The organism is Bacillus sp. JJ1474, assembly GCF_036965225.1.
Taxonomy (GTDB): domain Bacteria; phylum Bacillota; class Bacilli; order Bacillales; family Cytobacillaceae; genus Cytobacillus.
Genome location: NZ_JBALPC010000141.1, coordinates 3905 through 22205, shown reverse-complemented (window position 1 = coordinate 22205; position 18301 = coordinate 3905). Strand labels below are relative to the sequence as shown.

Sequence of the window (18301 nt, the reverse complement as noted above, 5' to 3'; positions counted from 1 at the left end):
TATTAAATAAGGCAGGGAACCTATTGTGCGAGGTCCCTGCCTATTTCACATACTCCGCCACTCGATTCCTTCCCGCTCGTTTCGCCCCGACATATAAAGCCCGATCCGCGTGGCGAATGAGTGCTAGGGGTTCATCTGCGTCTTGAGGGGCAGCTGCGACTCCGATGGAGGCCGTGATATGGACTTGCTGGATTTGTTCATTTTTACCGATATGGTGTTCGAGGGTAAAAATATAGTCTGCAATTGTTTGTCTTACTTGTTCAGCTATTTTGACAGCATTGCTTTTTTCTACATTTGGAAGAAGGATGACGAATTCTTCTCCCCCGTAACGTGCAATTGTACCTCTTTGCCCAATTAGGTCTGTTAAAAGATTGGCAAGCTGGTACAGAATTTCATTCCCGCTTTGATGACCATACATATCGTTTACCGATTTGAAATGGTCAATATCTAGGATAATCAGGGAGATTACTTCTCTTTCCTGATTTTTCAACTTTTCGAATTCGAAGCTAAGAAGATTTTCAAAGTAACGATAATTGTATAGCTTTGTTAAGGCACAGCGTTCACTTTGTGCTTTTGTTTTTTCATAATTTCTTGCATTTTCGAGTGCTATAGCAAAGTGGGAGCATAGTATATCAACAATCATGAGCTGGGATTTTTCATAAGCCCTTTTTGTAGAGGATGCAAGAAAAAGGACCCCAATGACCTCACTATTTCGGATAATCGGCACACTTAAAACACTTTCTACCTTTTCTGGCATATAGCCTTTCACAATACCCTTCCATTCTTTTTGGGAGTTGAAAAGCGCTGCGCTTTTTTGTTCCCAGACGAGACCACTAATCCCTTCATTCTTCCGGAGCGGCTCAATCACTGAATATTTTTTTTCTCCCTTTTCAACCTGACGAATTAAATGTAATTCTTCATTATCAATAATATCGAGAATATAAGCATAATCGACAGGCAGCATTTCTGTCAGCTTCTGAATAAATAAATCCAGGACCGCGTCTACATTTAATCTTTCCGCTAGCTGATGGCCGATCTCCGTAGCATTGTGCAATAATTCATTGATTTTTTTACTAGAGTAATAAAGAGTCAAAATAATCGAAAGGCTCGCAAATGGAATTCCGACAAAAATAAGTGCAACTAGTCCCAATTCTTTATATAGAATAAAAAGTACAAAACCCATCGGGAAAGTAATAATTGTCGTGACAGTTTCCCAAATAAAATCAATTCCAAATGTCTCCCGTTTCCCATTATAAAGAACCAAATTAATGATCCAAATAAAGAAATGATTGAAAACATAATAGAGAATCGGATAAATAGGTATCAGCCAAAAAGAATGATCCATGTCCGCTAATCTTGCACCAGGGCTACCGCCAAGCATGTAATAAATTGCACCGCTCAGGAAAGAAACCAACATAAACATAAGTGAATTTAAAGGAATCCGAAAAAATTGTTCTTTTGGTAATTTAACTCTTATGAATAAAACTATTATCGTTAACTGAAGTATAATCAATTCAACAAACAAGCCGAATGTTAAAAATACAGCCCAGGCGACCCACTGTATTAAAAAAATAGGTGATCCGTTTATAATCATTGGAGTTGCTGCTACAAAGAACGCAAGAATTAGGAAAACGAAGATGTCAATTTCCTTACCAGCTATATGAGGCGGGTATAACTGATAGATTAGCCATAAGCTTGGTGGGAAAATGAAGAGCCACAGCCCCCAAATTACCTTTTTCTTTATAGCACTTATCATTTACACCCCTCCTCTCAATCACTTTATAGGAAAATAGTAATAAGAACATCTTATCAAATTTTCAAAAAAATGTCACATATCAATTTTTTAATATTTTTGCTAGAAAAGGTTTCATTTCCGATAAAAAGTATAGAGAGCCTGTTATAGCAAGAATTTCATTATCCTGCAATGAACTAATATTTTCTTTAATGGCTTCTTTCCAATCAGGATTAAAGTCCTTATTCATATTTCTGCTTAATTCAAATAACTCCTTTGCTTTAGCCGCCCGTGGATAGTCAAATTCAACAAAGGTAATTTTGTCAGCAATTGTATCTAGATTCTCAATCATTTTATCTAGCTTTTTATCGGCAAGGGCTGTAAAGATGAGGTTTATTTTTTTATCGCTAAAACGATTTTTCAACTCATTTGTAAATGCAGCGATCCCTTCCTCATTATGAGCTCCATCAATGACAATAGCAGGGTCTTTAGACATGATTTCGAATCTTCCTGGCCAATAAGCCTTTTTTAACCCGCTATAAAGATGCTCGTCCTCAATTAAAAAGGAATAAAATTTATTTAATACTTCTGCTGCCATAACGGCTAATGCAGCATTTTCTGTTTGATGTTTACCTGCCATTGATATTTCGAGATTTTCCCAAACTTTAAACGGTGTTTTTTGCGTGAAAACTTCTCCAGTTTGGGTTGAAGTGTGGTCTTTAATGGCTATCTCGTTTCCAAGTGAATAGACTGGAGCTTTCATCTCTGCTGCTTTTTCGAGGATTACTTCTAGAGCTTCCTCCTGCTTAACAGCTGTGATCACACTTACACCTGGTTTAATAATTCCTGCTTTTTCAAAAGAACTTCAAGATGATGTCATCCAGCTACATTCTTCCCAATATAAAAAACCCAAACAGCTGAAAGAAGGAAACGTTCTAGTCGTTGGGGGTGGTAATTCCGGTGCGCAAATTGCTGTTGAACTTTCCGAATCCCATCCTACTTATCTTTCGGCGGGAGAAGCCTTGCGTTTCTTCCCTTTAACCTTTACAAATAAAAGTATATTTTGGTGGCTAGATCAATTAGGAATTTTAAAGGCAAATTCATCTTCTAAAATAGCAAAATGGCTTCGGAAAAAAGGCGATCCTATTTTTGGCCTGGAATTAAAAGAGAAGATTAAACTAGGTAAAGTATCTATGAAAGGAAGAACAATTGGAATTAAACAAAATGAAATCCTATTTGCAGATGATTCCACTTTAAAAGCTGATAATATTATTTGGGCTACAGGTTTTGAAACTAATTTTTCCATGTTGGATTTCCCGCAGATTTTTGATGAAAAAGGAAAAGTAATTCACGAACGAGGAATATCAAATATAGACGGATTGTATTTTCTTGGCCTGCCCTGGCAGCATAGGCGAGGTTCTGCTCTTTTATTAGGGGTTGGCGATGATGCAAAGTTTTTATTCGAAAACATCATAATGGATTACTCCCTGAATTAAACGCAGCAATCGTGTTGCGTTTTTTCTTTTAGAATCAGCAAATAATAGATATAATCTATGTATTAATCATTCGATCAAATATTACTTTTAATAGGAGAAACATTATGGACTTGAGAGAACGGTATGAAATACTTTTTAATAAAATGAATCAATACAATTCGGGTGATATCGGTATAACGCGTGTTGCCTACACGAATGAAGAGCAAGCGGGTACCCATGCCTTCATGAGGCTTTGTATGGATGAAAAATTAGATGTTCGCCTTGACCCTTGCGGAAACTTAATTGCTAGAAGGGAAGGAAAAATAAAGGGCCTTCCACCAGTTGTGATTGGATCTCACTTAGATACTGTGTATCAAGGTGGAAAATATGACGGTTTAGTTGGAGTGACAGCTGGGTTGGAGATAATTTCACGATTAAATGATAAGGGTATCGTGACAGATCACCCGATTGAAGTCGTTTCTTTCGCTTGTGAGGAATCCTCCCGATTTGGTGTTTCTACTTTTGGAAGTAAGGCAATGGCTGGACTCCTAGATAAAGAAAAATACAGGCATCTGAAAGACCGCGATGGCATTACGATGGAAAAGGCATTAGCCCTATGTGCCCTTGATTTTAATAGTATTGATGAAGCAAGCAGAGCAAACGAAGAATTCAAGGCATATTTCGAGCTGCATGTGGAGCAAGGTCCCGTTCTCATTAATAATCAGAAAAAAATTGGGATTGTAACTGGGATCGCAGCACCAGCTAGACTTCTTCTAAAAATTTTTGGAAAGGCCTCACATTCAGGTACAACCCCAATGAATATGAGAAAGGACGCTCTCCTCGGTGCTTCCGAAATTGCCTTAGAGCTTGAAAAAGCGGCAATGCTTGAACAAGCGTACGGAACTGTTGGAACAGTTGGCGTTTTAGATGTTCCTTCAGGAGCGATGAATGTCGTTCCAGGTGAGGTTGAGCTTAAGATTGACATTCGATCTACGTCTACCGAATCAAGAGAACGTGTGTTAAACCATGTCTATGAAACGATTGCCTCAGTAAAAGCAAAGAGACAGCTCGAGATTGAAACGAATGTTATTAGTTTAGAGGAGCCCGTTATTCTTTCTGAAGAACTTGTTGAAGAAGTCAAGAACATTTGTGATCGCAGAAATCTATCATACGAAGTCATGCAGAGCGGGGCTGGCCATGATGCGATGAACATGACAAGACTTGGTCCAGTTGGGCTGATCTTTGTACCATCTGTTGATGGATTAAGTCATCATCCAGATGAATACACAGATCTAAACGACATTTTACTTGGAATTGATGTTTTAGAAGAGGCTGTTATACAATATGCGAAAGCGTAACGATTACCTTAACATATAGATGCGTACTCAGAAAAAACGAAGGTGTTAGCCAAGTCTTTGGAATGATGCCTTCGTTTTAATTTATTCTTGTTTGTTCTGAGCATTTTGTAAACTACTTTAGTTAATAACACTTACTATGAGACTTTCATTGTTAGCATTTTCGTACTACCTAGCTAAAACCCTTACCATGAAGCGCTCATAGCTAGTGTTTTCATACTCACCCAACCAGAACCATCACCATGAGGCTCTCATGATTATCATTTTCATACTATCCTATCTAAAACCCTCACTATGTAGCGTTCATAGGTAGCATTTTCATACTCACCCAACTAAAACCCTTACCATGAAGCATTTATTGTTAGCATTTTCAAGCTCCTCCTACCAAAACCCTCACCATGAATTGCGTTTTCCTTTAATAACACCAAAAACTGGAAGCATGAGTATATCACCGTTACCTATTCCATTCATTTCCAGTATCATCTAAATGACCATTTCTCTTCTTTTTTGGTATACTGTATATCGTTAATTCACACACAAATACTTTCCGAAGAATCTCTACTAGAATGGACGTGAATCTTTAAAATGAAAACAGTTATTTACAAAGAGGAAGCCGGCTATGCGCTTAAAGCGGATTTCCATGAACCGGATCGTGAAAATGCTCCTGTTGTCGTATATATACATGGGGGCGGCCTCCTATGGGGTACAAGAAAAGAACTTTCTGCTGAAATGATACAGCTTTATACAAATAATGGCTTTGCCGTGTTCTCTATTGATTACAGACTTGCTCCTGAAACAAAACTATCGGGCATCCTTGATGATATCCAAGATGCGCTGAACTGGATAAAATCTGAAGGACCTAATCAATTCTCAATTGATCCGGATAGAATAGCCGTAATCGGCGGATCAGCAGGCGGATTTCTAGCACTGTCTACCGGTACACTTTCAAACAAGCCGCGTGCAATCGTATCCTTCTACGGATATGGAGATATAGGCGCTAATTGGGCTACAACCCCTAACAGCTACTACCTCCAAAAAGATAGAGTACCAAAAGAGATTGCCGATCAGCTTGTATCTAATCAAATAATTACAGAAGCTTCTGTTCAACCCCGGTTCCTTCTATATTTATATGCACGACAAACTGGGGATTGGATTCAAGAAGTAACTGGAATTAACCCGCAAATGAACGAAGAAACGATTCAAAAGTATTCTCCCATTTACAATATTGATGCGGATTACCCGCCTACTTTATTCTTACATGGAACGAAAGATGTAGACGTCCCTTACGAACAATCTGTTTTAATGAGCGAAGCCCTATCAAAAGCAAGCGTTGAAAGCAAATTAATTACCATCCCTAATGGAGAGCATGTATTCGATAAGGATTTCCATAACCCAACTGTCCAAGATGCACTTAAAGAAGTCATAGAATTCCTGAAATCCCATTTATCTTAGTAAATTAATTCTTTTCCTTCTCCCTATTGGAATGATGGAGAAGGATTTTTTTAAAAAAAAAATACTTTTTTCCTCCCAAAAAGCGATTTAGGAATCAAGGCTACAAATGTCTCCCATATATTTTACAGAGAGAAGCTATTTTATTAGGACTTTTGTCCTGATTAAGCTACCAAATTTATGTAAAAGATGAAGGAAAATGTCTTTTTCTTAGAACCTTTGTCGAATCTATTTCGAAATATGAAATATCTCCTATAATAAAGGTATACTTGAAAACATTAGTAGGAGAAGATGAAGATGAACAAGTATTCATTAGAGAAATTAGTCCTTAAGCGCATTAATATAATGAGAAAAGAAATGATCCGAATTGCACATGAAACCGGAATGAATAGTGTTGAAACGATAAATTATAGCCAAAAGCTAGACCGTTTAATATACCTTCACCTTTTGCATTTTTCATTAAGTGATCGTACTATCCATAGAGGTCATTCAGCTAGTTAATCAACCTATAATTCTTACTAAATTGGGGCTAGAAGATCTAGCTCTTTTTTCTATTTTATAGAAGTTAAATTTATGAAATCCCTCTAACTAGTCCATACTGAATACAGATTCTTTTTTAGGGGTGTCATATTTTGTCATACAATTTATTTACTAGCTTTGCGCGTTTACCGCTAATATTTCGAGTATTAATTATTTCACTTACGCTGATTTTTACATTTGGAACGATAATTCACTTATTAGAACCAGACCAATTTAAAACTATTTTCGAAGGTATTTGGTGGGCTGTAGTCACAGCAGCTACAGTTGGCTATGGAGATTTTGCACCGAAGACAGTTTTTGGGAGACTTGCCGGGATTGCTTTAATCATGATCGGAGCTGGATTTTTAGCCACCTATTTTGTCACACTAGCCACTGTTGCAGTAACAAGACAGAATGATTTAATTGAAGGGAAGCTTGCTTTCAAAGGGAAAAAACATCTAATTATTATCGGGTGGAATGAACGTTCACGTGAAATTCTTCAGGCACTTTGTAAAAATCATAAAGAAATGGCGATCACCTTAATTGATGAGTCACTCGAAAAAAACCCATTGCCTGACAGAAATGTGCATTTTATTCAAGGCCGTTCAAACGTTGATGATGTGCTGTTAAAAGCAAATATATTAGAAGCAAGTAAAGTGATTATAACCGCTGACCCAAACAAGGGCGAGCTTCATGCTGACATGGGCTCCATCTTAACCTTGCTTGCTGTAAAAGGGCTTAAACCTCATGTCCCCTGCATCGTTGAAATTCTAACATTAGAGCAAGTTGCCAACGCGAAAAGAGCTGGGGCCGATGAGGTTGTCCAAACAAATATTTTAACAAGCTTTGTGATGATTAATAGCATCTTTTCACAGGAGCTGGTAACATCCTTTTTGGACTTATTACGGCAGATGGATAACCGAAAATTAACGTTTCAGCAGGCTTCAACAGACATATTGGACATGTCCTATATGGAACTTAGTCAATTACTCATTAAAGACGGAATTCTGTTGCTCGGAGTAAAAAGAGGGGAGGAAACGCTATTAAATCCTCCAGCCCCCTTTCATATTCACGAAAATGATCAATTGATTATCATTACGAATTAACCATTCAAGAGCACTGCTTCCAATTCTTTGACAAGCGCTTTCCCATGATCCATGAATTTCTCCGGGAGTTCAGCATCCTTTTCGATTGGCTCCGAGAATTGGTTAAATGATCCAGATATGACCGCTGTATGCGCATGGTCGTCCAAACCATCCTCATATAGGTGTGAGAGCAAAAACGGTCGCCTAAGCTCGACTGTACATCCTCTCGCATCAAGCTGCCCGTCTATTGCCATAAAGGGAAGCCTTAAAAATTGATAGCCCTCCTTGTTATCGACCTTATAATCAAAATAGCCTTTTTCATAATCCCAATTGCCGCCAATTGAATAGCCGATTGGTTTTAACTTCTGTTCTAATTTATACAAATCAAAGCTTTTACCCTCTAATTCTGAAGGAATTTCAATCATTTAGGATATCTCCTTTCCATTCTTTTAAATAGTTTCCCCGAAAATAAAGGTTTCATTAAAAAAAGAGTGCTCGTTTAAACGAACACTCCTTTTTTATCTAAGCCGCTTTTCTAGCTCTTCCTTCTTGTCTTCAAACCCTGGTTTTCCTAAAAGAGCAAACATATTTACTTTATAAGCCTCTACACCTGGCTGATCGAAAGGGTTGACACCTAATAAATAGCCGCTCATCGCACAGGCTTTTTCAAAGAAATATACGAGATAGCCAAAGGTAAAGGCATCTAATTTAGGAATGGATAAGACTAGATTTGGCACACCGCCATCAGTATGCGCTAGTACAGCCCCTTCAAACGCCTTATTGTTGACAAAGTCCACCGTTTTTCCAGCTAAATAATTTAGATCATCTAAGTCATTATCTGCCTTTTCAATGATTAACTCTTGACGTGGTTTATCAACCTTCATAACTGTCGCAAACAGGTTCCTTCGTCCATCTTGAATATATTGACCAATAGAATGCAGATCCGTTGAGAAATTGGCCGAGGATGGGTAGATTCCTTTTAAGTCCTTTCCTTCACTTTCACCGAATAACTGCTTCCACCATTCTGAAAAGGATTGTAAAGCTGGCTCATAGTTAATGAGCATTTCTGTCGTCTTTCCTTTGTTGTATAAAATATGGCGAATTGCTGCATATTGATAGGCTATATTTTCAAGCAACTCTGAACTGCTCAGCTCTTCCCGGGCAAGGGCAGCACCCTTCAACATTTCCCCAATATCGGCACCGCTAACAGCTATTGGCAATAAACCCACTGCTGTTAATACCGAGTATCGGCCGCCAATATCATCAGGAACAACAAATGTTTCATAGCCTTCTTCGTTTGCAAGTGTTTTTAGGGCCCCTCTTTCCCTATCTGTTGTTGCATAAATTCTCCTGCGTGCTTCCTCTAAACCATATAGCTCCTCCAATCGCTTGCGAAAAATCCGAAAGGCAATGGCTGGTTCAGTCGTTGTACCTGATTTAGAGATAACGTTTATGGAGAAGTCCTTCCCATCAAGAAAGTCAATCACATCTTTCATGTAAGAAGAGCTTAAATTATTGCCGACAAAAATTATTTGCGGAGTTCCTCTTTTTTCCTTTGACAGTGCATTATAAAAGCTATGATTTAACATTTCAATTGCTGCACGGGCACCTAAGTAAGAACCCCCAATACCAATAACGAGCAAAACATCAGAATCTCCAATAATTTTTTCAGCTGATTGTTTTATCCGAGAAAATTCTTGTTTATCATATTGAATAGGGTAATCCATCCAACCTAAAAATTCATTTCCCTGTCCAGTATTCTCATGCAAAGAGTGATGAGCAACCTTTACCGCATCTTGCATATATGTAAGCTCATGGTCACTGAAAAATGCAAATGCCTTTGAGTAATCAAAACGAACATATGTCATGTCTGATCCTCCAATTATGTAATTTCATAAAAACATACCGGATTACTTTCAGTATCTATTTTATTCTACTAAACTTTAACGGAAAGCAGGCGTATAATCAAGAAACATCCGTTAGTAATATATCTACTTTTATTTACATTTTATGAGCTGTCAAAGTGAAAAATGTCGAAAATAGCGACCTATCTAAAGACGCAAAAAATCCTTGCACATAAGTACAAGGATTTTTTGTTCTATCATTGTAGACGGAAAAACGAAATCATATTCTAGTTGGAGCGAACAACAGAATAGTCTATTATTATTATTAGTTTTATTGTTTTTTATATTCCATCTATAATCAGAGTTTGGATTAGCTTAAAATTTTGTTAATACGTTCAATTGCCCAATCTAACTCTTCCTCTGTAATTACAAGTGGAGGTGCAAAGCGAATGACTGTATCATGTGTTTCTTTACATAATAAGCCTTCTTCCTTTAAAGCCTCACAATATTTGCGAGCTGGTTCAGTTAATTCAACACCAATAAATAAGCCACGTCCACGAACATCTTTAATTATCGGATTTTTGATTTCTTTTAACTTGTTAACGAAGTACTCACCAAGCTTCAAAGAACGCTCAGCTAAGTTTTCCTCAACAAGAACCTCCATAGCAGCAATAGATACAGCACAAGCCATTGGATTTCCGCCAAATGTTGAGCCGTGAGATCCTGGATTGAATACACCTAGAACTTCCTTATTTGCAACAACACAGGAGATCGGGAAAACTCCGCCGCCTAATGCCTTTCCTAGGATGTACATATCTGGATCTACATCTTCCCATTCACAAGCAAACATTTTACCAGTACGCGCTAGACCTGCTTGAATTTCATCAGCAATGAATAATATATTGTTTTCTTTACATGTTTCGTATGCAGCTTTCATGAAGCCTTCTTCAGGAATAATGATTCCAGCTTCCCCTTGGATTGGCTCAATTAAGAATGCCGCAGTATTTTCCGTGATTGCCGCTTTCAATGCTTCTAGATCTCCGTATGGAATTAATTTAATACCTGGAAGCATTGGACCAAATCCGCGCTTATATTCCGCTTCTGAAGAAAGAGAAACAGCTGTCATTGTACGTCCGTGGAAATTTCCAACACATGCAATGATCTCTGCTTGATTTTCAGCTACACCTTTTACATCGTATGCCCAGCGGCGAGCAGCTTTAAATGCTGTTTCAACCGCTTCAGCACCCGTATTCATAGGAAGAGCCATTTCTTTATTTGTTAGCTTACAAATCATTTCATACCATGGACCAAGCTGATCATTATGGAATGCACGAGAGGTAAGGGTTACACGATCTGCTTGATCTTTTAATGCTTGAATAATTTTCGGATGTCTATGTCCTTGGTTTACTGCCGAGTAAGCACTTAACATATCCATGTATTTATTGCCTTCAGGATCCTCAACCCATACACCTTCAGCCTTTGAAATGACGATTGGCAGCGGATGATAGTTCTTTGCACCATATTTCTCAGTTTGTTCAATCAATGAATTTGTATTTGTTAATGCTGTCATGAATACATTCCTCCTAATGTCCGAGTAATCCCTTTCATTGTACCGTTAAGCTGTTACACTTTAAACCCTGAAAGGAAATTTTTTAATACATTTCTGATGTAGTTTTTGCTTGCATATGAAGAAGCAGATAATCAGGTCCGCCTGCTTTAGAGTCAGTTCCTGACATGTTGAATCCGCCGAATGGCTGGTAGCCTACAATAGCACCTGTACAGCCGCGGTTAAAATATAGGTTTCCAACATGGAAATCTTCACGAGCTTTTTCTTGGTTCAAACGGTTATTGGTAATAACTGCACCCGTTAAGCCGTATTCTGTGTTGTTAGCAATGTCAATCGCTTCATCGAAATCTTTAGCTTTTGTAAAGCCAACAACAGGTCCAAAGATTTCTTCCTTCATGATGCGAGATTCTGGTGAAAGGTCAGCGAATACGGTCGGTTTAATGAAGTAGCCTTTCGAATCGTCACCTTCTCCGCCTGCCATTAGCTTACCTTCCTGCTTGCCGATTTCGATATAGCTCATAATTTTATTATAAGCGCTTTGATCGATCACCGTTGCCATGTAGTTGTTTGGATCAGTTGGATCCCCTTGTGTTAATTGATTTGTTAATTCAACGACACGGTTTAATACTTGATCGTATACATCTTCTACAACTACTGCACGAGAGCATGCTGAACATTTTTGTCCGGAGAATCCGAACGCAGAAGCAACGATAGATGTCGCAGCTAGTTCAAGATCTGCTTCTTTATCGACAACAATCGTGTCTTTTCCGCCCATTTCTGCGATTAAACGCTTCATCCAAATTTGACCTTCATTCAGCTTAGATGAACGTTCGAAAATACGCAGACCAACGTCACGAGAACCTGTGAAGCTGATGAAACGAGTGTCTTTATGGTCAACTAAGTAGTCGCCCACTTCTGCACCGCTTCCTGGAACGAAGTTAAGAACACCTGCTGGAAGTCCTGCCTCTTCCATGACTTCAACGAATTTCGCTGCAACAATTGGTGTTGTTGAAGCTGGTTTTAATAATACAGTGTTTCCTGTTACGATTGCTGCAACTGTCGTACCAGCCATAATCGCTAACGGGAAATTCCAAGGAGAGATAATGATTCCCACTCCTAATGGAATGTAGTCATAACGGTTATATTCGTTTGGACGGCTGTTTACTGGAACACCATCTTTAATACGCAGCATTTGACGTGCGTAATATTCTAAGAAATCAATCGCTTCTGCAGTATCTGCATCTGCCTCATTCCATGGCTTTCCTGCTTCTTTTGTTAAAAGAGCAGAGAATTCATGCTTGCGGCGGCGGATAATCGCAGCTGCTTTGAAAAGAACGTCCGCACGAATTTCCGGCTTTACCTTTTTCCATGTTTTGAACGCTTCAACAGCAGCCTGCATGGCTTTTTCGGCTAATTCTTGGCTTGCCTTGGATACACGACCAATCACTTCTTCTTTATTTGCGGGATTATAAGAAACAATTTTTTCCTCAGTAGAAATACGCTCTCCACCAATGACTAAATCGTAGTCTTTTCCTAAATAGCCTTCAACCGTTTTTAAGCCTGTTAGATATGCCTCACGGTTTTCGTCTAACTTAAAATTTGTGAATGGCTCATGTTTGTATGCTTGTACCATGATTCCTTCCCCCTTAGCACTTTTTCATTACATCCATATATCATTGCAAGATATGTGCCAAATATGTATACCGCGTCAAATGTTGTTTTTTCTTTCTTAACAGCAAAATTATTTTGCATTTTGATCTCTCAACACCTGTTAAGGAGCAAAAAAACATTGCACCCCTTCCATTCTTTACATAAAATGAAGGAAAGAATGATGAAGGAGCAAGACAATGAATAATCCAAATTTCGCTCAAATGAAATTAATTAATACGTTTTTCCAACAGATACTTAAAGAAATAGATATCGGAGTCCACGTTGTTGATCACGAAGGCAAAACGATAATTTATAATAAAAAAATGGCTGAAATGGAGGGAATGGATTACTCAGATGTCCTCGATAAGGAGCTATTGGATGTATTCTCCTTTCATAAGGATGAGGCTAGCACCCTTTTGAGAGCTTTAACTCACGGGGAGAAAATCATTAATGCTAAGCAAACTTATTTTAATAATAAAGGGCAGGAAATAACAACGATTAATAACACCTTCCCCGTTTCGGAGGAAGGCGTTCGAATTGGCGCCATGGAAATTGCCCGCGATGTGACAAAACTAGAAAAGCTGATTAGAGAAAATATGAATAAAAAAGGAAACACCCGCTACACATTTGATAGCATTATCGGAATCAGTGAAGAAATTAAGAATGTGATCGAGGCGAGCAAGAGAGCGACCCGCACTAGTTCATCAATTCTTATCGTTGGTGATACAGGAACAGGAAAAGAGCTATTCGCACAAAGCATTCATAATGGAAGCAATCGATCTTCAAAGCCCTTTATCTCTCAGAACTGTGCTGCCTTGCCTGATAGCTTGATTGAGGGGCTGTTATTCGGGACAAAGAAAGGGGCTTTTACAGGTGCGATTGAACGTCCAGGTCTTTTCGAACAGGCGGAAGGCGGAACATTGCTGCTTGACGAAATCAATTCTCTAAATCCAGCCTTGCAGGCGAAGCTTTTAAGGGTTTTACAGGAACGAATGGTTAGACGAATTGGAGACACAAAAGATCGTAAGGTAGACGTCCGGATCATTGCTACTATAAACGAGGATCCTATCGATGCGATCTCCGATGGAAGACTGCGAAAAGACCTATATTACAGATTGAGCGTTGTTTCTTTATTCATCCCTCCTTTGCGGGATAGAAGGAAGGATATTCAAGATCTTGTCCGTTTCTTTATTGAAAAATACAATCACCTTTTTGGCATGAAGGTTCAAGGGATTGACGATCATGTTTTAAGTGTATTTGAACAGTATGATTGGCCTGGAAATGTACGGGAACTAGAGCATGTTATAGAAGGTGCGATGAATTTAATTGTTCATGAGGAGCACATTGGTTATCTTCATTTGCCGATCCATTTCCGCAATAAGCCGCAATTTAAAAATGATATTTTTACACCGATCAGCCTAACACATCATCAGAATGAATCAAGCAGTCAATTTAAGTCCTTGGAAGATTATATGGATGAAGCAGAAAAAAGCTATTTAGAAAAAGTGTTACAGCTTCATCAATATAATATTACCCAAGCCGCAAAATCTCTTTGCATGAGCCGGCAAAATCTGCAATATCGGCTTAAAAAGCACCAGATTAGGAAAGAGGAAGCCAAGGGAATATAAAAAACTCGCCGATTGGCGAGTTTTTGTTCTTCATTGATATAGAATATCGTCTTTAAGCGTATTGACTTTATTTAAAGCCTGGGCGATATCTTCATCACCAACCCCAAAATGAGCGAGAGCCTCTCCCAGATGTGTGGCAATGGCATCAAAATGCTCGGGCTGCAGATTCATCCCTTTATGAGCCTTTGCCATCGAATTTCCCGAATATTGATTAGGTCCACCTAAGGCAAAGCTAATAAACTTCGTTTGATGTCGGCGCTGCTTTTCCATATCTGTATTCTCAAAAAATTGGTTTACCGTTGGATCCTTTAGGACTAATTCAGAATAAAAGTAGTCGACAACCTTTACAATTGCCTCTTCACCGCCGACTTTTTCATAAAGTGTTTGTTCTGCCATGTGAAATTCCCCCTTCTTACTAATAACAAGAGTTATTATTCGATAGAGATTAGCAAGTATTCAGGTTCCCTTTGACCAAAAAAAGTAAAAAACCGAGCTAAGCCCGGTTTCCATTCTTATTTCTTAATCAAATCTTCACGTTGAGATTGGTCAATCCACTCTTGAAGTTTATCCTTAAGTGTATTAAATCCTTGTGCCGTATCGTTTTCCACATGGATTGGAGCCACTGGGCGAGGTTTACGCGGCTTTTTCGCTTTTACTTCAGCCTCGACTGGCGCTTCTTGTGTAGCACGGATCGATAATCCAATTTTTCCTGATGCCTCATCAACAGATAAAACTTTAACTTCTACTTCATCTCCAACTTTAAGATGTTCATTAATATCCTTAACAAATCCATGAGTAACCTCAGAAATATGAACAAGCCCTTGAGTAGTCTCATTCAGCGCAACGAACGCACCATACGGTTGAACTCCTGTCACCTTACCTTTAATAACACTGCCTACTTCGATTTTTTCAGACATGGAAACACTCCTAATTTCTATTAATTTTTATCCTTTTTATTCGCAATTAAAAATTATACCACAGTTCAAGCCTTTTTTCAAAAAGTAATTAATTCGGTCTTGATATTCTCTATTTTGCTCGTAATTAATATTATTATTTAATCTAAACAGGCAAGTTTTATTGGATAAGATGTTTTTTGTGATTTGATGTTTGAAAGCAAGGCTTGTTGGGCATGATGGTCTTAAAGACTTTCTAGTATTCCCCCTTTTTGAAGTGACAATCCTTTGGGTTGTCCTTTTTTTGTTTGGTTGATTTCAATTCCTTCGGTGAAAATAAGGTATACTGACATTGAGGGGATATACATGGAGAATACTATGGAAAAACAAGACGTACATATAAATGGAAATCATATTTACTATGAAAGCTTTCAGCGACACTCATCCTCAAAGAAAACCGTTGTCCTGCTGCACGGCTTTCTATCCTCAAGCTTTAGCTTCCGGAGGCTTATCCCATATTTAATAAATGAATATAATGTCATTTCTATTGACTTACCCCCATTTGGGCAAAGCGGAAAATCCCGCCGTTACAAATATTCATATAAAAATATGGCGATGACCGTTATACAGCTCATTGAAAGTATACAATTAAATAAAATCATATTACTTGGCCATTCTATGGGTGGACAAATTTCCTTATACATCGCTCATTTACGTCCAGATCTAATTGATAAAGTGGTACTTCTTTGCAGCTCAGGCTATTTAAAAAAATCAAAGCTCCAGCTTGTTCTTGCGACTTATCTTCCATTTTCTCACCTATTCGTTAAGAGGTGGCTGGAGCGTTCAGGATTAGAAAATAATTTACGGCTCGTTGTTTACAACCAATCTATAATCGATGAAGAAATGGCAGAAGGATATTTAGCCCCATTTTTAAAAGACGATATATTCTTAGCCCTGGCAAAGCTAATCCGTGACCGCGAGGGAGATTTGTCTGCAGATATCTTAAAAGAAATTCAAGTACCCTGCTTATTAATTTGGGGAGAGCAGGATAAAGTAGTTCCACTGCAAATAGGCAAACAGCTGCAACAGGATCTAAATAATTCGAAGCTCATTGTTTTAAAAGAAACCGGCCACCTCCTTCCAGAGGAAAGACCGGAGGAGGTTTTCCAATATATAAAGGAATTTAATAAGAAAGGGTGAATCTGCAAAAGAGTCACCCTTCTCTAAATTGTACACACTCCATCATCTTTAATAGCCAGAAGTTTACGAGCGACTTCTGAGCATTCCTCAATGGCTAGAAGCTTTTCAAAGGAAAATTCAAAAATGGCCTGAATTTTTCTAGCTAGCTTATTCTGATCATCTAAATCATGGACTGCCTGAACAATATCAGCAATTTCCGTTTCATAATTGCCTGCACCCATTCCAAAAGGATCCCACTCATTTATTGTATTGACGAGCTGTATGTTTAATTGTTGAATTTGCATATTATCACCTTTCCGCAGATTAACGGGCTGTAAGACCCCACTTTAAAAAGTTTGAGGAAAAAAGAAACCTATTCAGGTGACTAACAGCCCGTAAAAGCCCTATTATAGGAACACAGACTAAGAACGCCACGTCCTGTGGCAACGTCTGTGTGACCCACATCCTGTGGGCCGCAACTACAATCAGTTGGTAAAGAACAAGAATAATATTTTTTTTATAAATAGCCCATGTCTATCATATTCATCTTGGATTAATCAACACTGATTGAGTTTCACTAAATGTTTTTACTTTTTGTTTCCATCCCTTATTATAGAGGAAAGGCTATATCATTGAAAAGGCGGGGATACAATGAAGAAGTTTGACTTTGACAAAATGATTAATCGGGAAAATACCTCCTCTGTTAAATGGGGAATGACCCAGCAAGTCTTTGGAACGAGCGATGTATTGCCAATGTGGGTAGCTGATATGGATTTCGCGCCGCCTTCGGAAGTGAAAGATGCTCTTCTAGACCGAGTTCATCATGGTGTTTTCGGCTATACATATCCTTCAACCTCTACGGCTGATAGCATTAAGCAATGGCTTCAGAATAGACACAGCTGGAATGTTGAAAGTGAATGGATTCTTTATAATTTGGGAGTCGTTCCTTCGATTGCAACCGCTATTGAGGCCTATACTGCACCTGGAGATAAGGTGATGCTCCAATCACCTGTATATGCTCCTTTTTTCGACATGATTATGAAAAATAATCGGGAAGTAGTAAATTCACCTTTAAAATTAATTAATAATCGATTTGAAATCGACTATGCTGATTTTGAAAATCGTTTAAAAGAGGGAGTTAAATTATTCCTTTTATGTAATCCGCATAATCCTGGCGGCAGAGTATGGACAAAAGAAGAATTACAAAAAATCGGTGAGCTCTGCCATCAGTATCATTGTTTAATTCTTTCCGATGAAATTCATTCTGACCTTGTTTTTAAACAAAATAAGCATATTCCAATCGCTTCATTGGATAACAAATTCAGTGAGATTACAATTACTTGCATTGCACCAACAAAAACATTTAATCTAGCAGGTCTACAAGCTTCTGCTGTTATCATTTCCAACAAAGAACTTCGCGAAGGATTTCAAAAAGTTCTGCAGCGTCAAGGCTTCTTTTCATTGCCAACATTTGGAGCAATTGGAATGGAAGCTGCTTATCAGCACGGGGATAGCTGGTTGGATGAGCTTCTTGAATACTTACATGAAAATATCGCAACAGCAAAGAGCTTTATCGAAAAACACTTGCCTTCGATCAAAGTCATGGAACCTGAGGGCACCTATTTATTATGGTTAAATTGCCGTGGGCTGGATTTAAGCGATGAAGACATTAGAGAACGGTTATTATATAAAGGCAAGCTGGCATTAGAACCAGGGAAAAAGTACGGTCCTGGGGGCGAAGGCTTTGTTCGCATGAATATCGCCTGTCCGCGGGAAATGTTGTTAGATGGGTTGGAGAGATTGAAAAAAGCATTTGATTAATAAGTGGATAAAGTTGTGGATAGTGGGTCAATTTTCTTTCACCAAATACTACTTTGTGGACAACTTTTTGGAAATTTTGCTTTTTTGTCCGATAAACACACTTT

Annotated in this window: 17 protein-coding genes; 8 read left to right on the top strand and 9 right to left on the bottom strand. The window is 38.4% G+C overall.

The genetic code is table 11. The annotated features are described in order from the left end of the window. Positions 1–40: 40 nt before the first annotated feature. Together V7164_RS16940 and V7164_RS16935 are read right to left on the bottom strand one after the other, a co-directional pair. Positions 41–1756 (bottom strand): sensor domain-containing diguanylate cyclase, encoded by a 1716-nt coding sequence (locus V7164_RS16940; protein WP_335346997.1) that lies wholly within the window; start codon positions 1754–1756, stop codon positions 41–43. A 79-nt stretch (positions 1757–1835) separates the two neighbouring features. After that, on the bottom strand, positions 1836–2555 hold the full coding sequence (locus V7164_RS16935; RefSeq protein ID WP_335354676.1) for a bifunctional folylpolyglutamate synthase/dihydrofolate synthase: 720 nt from the start codon (positions 2553–2555) through the stop codon (positions 1836–1838). Here V7164_RS16935 and V7164_RS16930 point away from each other — a divergent pair. From V7164_RS16930 to V7164_RS16910, 5 genes are all read left to right on the top strand, one after another. Further along, positions 2548–3228, top strand: coding sequence for a SidA/IucD/PvdA family monooxygenase (locus tag V7164_RS16930; RefSeq protein WP_335354675.1), 681 nt, complete (start codon positions 2548–2550; stop codon positions 3226–3228). The genes V7164_RS16935 and V7164_RS16930 overlap by 8 nt on opposite strands. A 104-nt stretch (positions 3229–3332) precedes the next feature. After that, positions 3333–4565 (top strand): Zn-dependent hydrolase, encoded by a 1233-nt coding sequence (locus V7164_RS16925; protein WP_335354674.1) that lies wholly within the window; start codon positions 3333–3335, stop codon positions 4563–4565. A 582-nt stretch (positions 4566–5147) separates the two neighbouring features. After that, positions 5148–6014, top strand: coding sequence for an alpha/beta hydrolase (locus V7164_RS16920; protein ID WP_335354673.1), 867 nt, complete (start codon positions 5148–5150; stop codon positions 6012–6014). A 294-nt stretch (positions 6015–6308) separates the two neighbouring features. Continuing rightward, a complete protein-coding gene (locus V7164_RS16915) occupies positions 6309–6512 on the top strand; it encodes an aspartyl-phosphate phosphatase Spo0E family protein (protein ID WP_335344265.1) in 204 nt (67 codons plus the stop codon). Between the two features lie 131 nt (positions 6513–6643). After that, positions 6644–7636: a potassium channel family protein gene (locus V7164_RS16910; protein ID WP_335354672.1), complete on the top strand. Its 993-nt coding sequence runs from the start codon at positions 6644–6646 to the stop codon at positions 7634–7636. On the opposite strand, the gene V7164_RS16905 is transcribed toward V7164_RS16910, so the two are convergent. The 4 genes from V7164_RS16905 to pruA all read right to left on the bottom strand — a co-directional run bounded on the left by V7164_RS16905 (position 7633) and on the right by pruA (position 12659). After that, a complete protein-coding gene (locus V7164_RS16905; RefSeq protein WP_335354671.1) occupies positions 7633–8040 on the bottom strand; it encodes a YugN-like family protein in 408 nt (135 codons plus the stop codon). The genes V7164_RS16910 and V7164_RS16905 overlap by 4 nt on opposite strands. A 93-nt stretch (positions 8041–8133) precedes the next feature. Beyond that, positions 8134–9483, bottom strand: a complete 1350-nt coding sequence (locus tag V7164_RS16900; protein ID WP_335354670.1) for a glucose-6-phosphate isomerase — start codon at positions 9481–9483, stop codon at positions 8134–8136. A 346-nt stretch (positions 9484–9829) separates the two neighbouring features. Beyond that, positions 9830–11029: an ornithine--oxo-acid transaminase gene (locus tag V7164_RS16895; RefSeq protein ID WP_335347270.1), complete on the bottom strand. Its 1200-nt coding sequence runs from the start codon at positions 11027–11029 to the stop codon at positions 9830–9832. Between the two features lie 82 nt (positions 11030–11111). Continuing rightward, positions 11112–12659, bottom strand: coding sequence for an L-glutamate gamma-semialdehyde dehydrogenase (gene pruA, locus V7164_RS16890; RefSeq protein ID WP_335354669.1), 1548 nt, complete (start codon positions 12657–12659; stop codon positions 11112–11114). A 214-nt stretch (positions 12660–12873) separates the two neighbouring features. Between pruA and V7164_RS16885 the strand changes: the two genes are divergently transcribed. Then, positions 12874–14304 carry a sigma-54 interaction domain-containing protein gene (locus V7164_RS16885; protein WP_335347268.1) on the top strand — a complete coding sequence of 477 codons (1431 nt, stop codon included), beginning with the start codon at positions 12874–12876 and terminating at the stop codon, positions 14302–14304. Positions 14305–14334: 30 nt separating this feature from the next. Here the strand turns inward: V7164_RS16885 and V7164_RS16880 are convergent, their stop codons facing one another. Both V7164_RS16880 and yugI read right to left on the bottom strand, forming a co-directional pair. Further along, positions 14335–14700: a group I truncated hemoglobin gene (locus V7164_RS16880; protein ID WP_335347267.1), complete on the bottom strand. Its 366-nt coding sequence runs from the start codon at positions 14698–14700 to the stop codon at positions 14335–14337. A gap of 116 nt (positions 14701–14816) precedes the next feature. Further along, positions 14817–15221: a S1 domain-containing post-transcriptional regulator GSP13 gene (gene yugI / locus V7164_RS16875; protein WP_335347266.1), complete on the bottom strand. Its 405-nt coding sequence runs from the start codon at positions 15219–15221 to the stop codon at positions 14817–14819. 342 nt (positions 15222–15563) lie between these two features. On the opposite strand from yugI, the gene V7164_RS16870 reads away from it, so the two are divergent. Continuing rightward, positions 15564–16397: an alpha/beta fold hydrolase gene (locus tag V7164_RS16870; protein WP_335354668.1), complete on the top strand. Its 834-nt coding sequence runs from the start codon at positions 15564–15566 to the stop codon at positions 16395–16397. A 23-nt stretch (positions 16398–16420) separates the two neighbouring features. Here V7164_RS16870 and V7164_RS16865 read toward each other — a convergent pair whose 3' ends face one another. Beyond that, positions 16421–16681: a DUF1871 family protein gene (locus tag V7164_RS16865; protein ID WP_335354667.1), complete on the bottom strand. Its 261-nt coding sequence runs from the start codon at positions 16679–16681 to the stop codon at positions 16421–16423. Positions 16682–17027: 346 nt separating this feature from the next. On the opposite strand from V7164_RS16865, the gene V7164_RS16860 reads away from it, so the two are divergent. Next, positions 17028–18197, top strand: a complete 1170-nt coding sequence (locus V7164_RS16860; RefSeq protein ID WP_335354666.1) for a MalY/PatB family protein — start codon at positions 17028–17030, stop codon at positions 18195–18197. The last annotated feature ends 104 nt before the right edge of the window (positions 18198–18301 follow it).

What these genes read in the sequence shown, in the direction of transcription:
- V7164_RS16940 (WP_335346997.1), bottom strand. Translation starts at nt 1,756, where the DNA reads ATGATAAGTGCTATAAAGAAAAAGGTAATTTGGGGGCTGTGGCTCTTC.
- V7164_RS16925 (WP_335354674.1), top strand. Translation starts at nt 3,333, where the DNA reads ATGGACTTGAGAGAACGGTATGAAATACTTTTTAATAAAATGAATCAA.
- V7164_RS16920 (WP_335354673.1), top strand. Translation starts at nt 5,148, where the DNA reads ATGAAAACAGTTATTTACAAAGAGGAAGCCGGCTATGCGCTTAAAGCG.
- V7164_RS16915 (WP_335344265.1), top strand. Translation starts at nt 6,309, where the DNA reads ATGAACAAGTATTCATTAGAGAAATTAGTCCTTAAGCGCATTAATATA.
- V7164_RS16905 (WP_335354671.1), bottom strand. Translation starts at nt 8,040, where the DNA reads ATGATTGAAATTCCTTCAGAATTAGAGGGTAAAAGCTTTGATTTGTAT.
- V7164_RS16900 (WP_335354670.1), bottom strand. Translation starts at nt 9,483, where the DNA reads ATGACATATGTTCGTTTTGATTACTCAAAGGCATTTGCATTTTTCAGT.
- V7164_RS16895 (WP_335347270.1), bottom strand. Translation starts at nt 11,029, where the DNA reads ATGACAGCATTAACAAATACAAATTCATTGATTGAACAAACTGAGAAA.
- pruA (WP_335354669.1), bottom strand. Translation starts at nt 12,659, where the DNA reads ATGGTACAAGCATACAAACATGAGCCATTCACAAATTTTAAGTTAGAC.
- V7164_RS16885 (WP_335347268.1), top strand. Translation starts at nt 12,874, where the DNA reads ATGAATAATCCAAATTTCGCTCAAATGAAATTAATTAATACGTTTTTC.
- V7164_RS16880 (WP_335347267.1), bottom strand. Translation starts at nt 14,700, where the DNA reads ATGGCAGAACAAACACTTTATGAAAAAGTCGGCGGTGAAGAGGCAATT.
- yugI (WP_335347266.1), bottom strand. Translation starts at nt 15,221, where the DNA reads ATGTCTGAAAAAATCGAAGTAGGCAGTGTTATTAAAGGTAAGGTGACA.
- V7164_RS16870 (WP_335354668.1), top strand. Translation starts at nt 15,564, where the DNA reads ATGGAGAATACTATGGAAAAACAAGACGTACATATAAATGGAAATCAT.
- V7164_RS16865 (WP_335354667.1), bottom strand. Translation starts at nt 16,681, where the DNA reads ATGCAAATTCAACAATTAAACATACAGCTCGTCAATACAATAAATGAG.
- V7164_RS16860 (WP_335354666.1), top strand. Translation starts at nt 17,028, where the DNA reads ATGAAGAAGTTTGACTTTGACAAAATGATTAATCGGGAAAATACCTCC.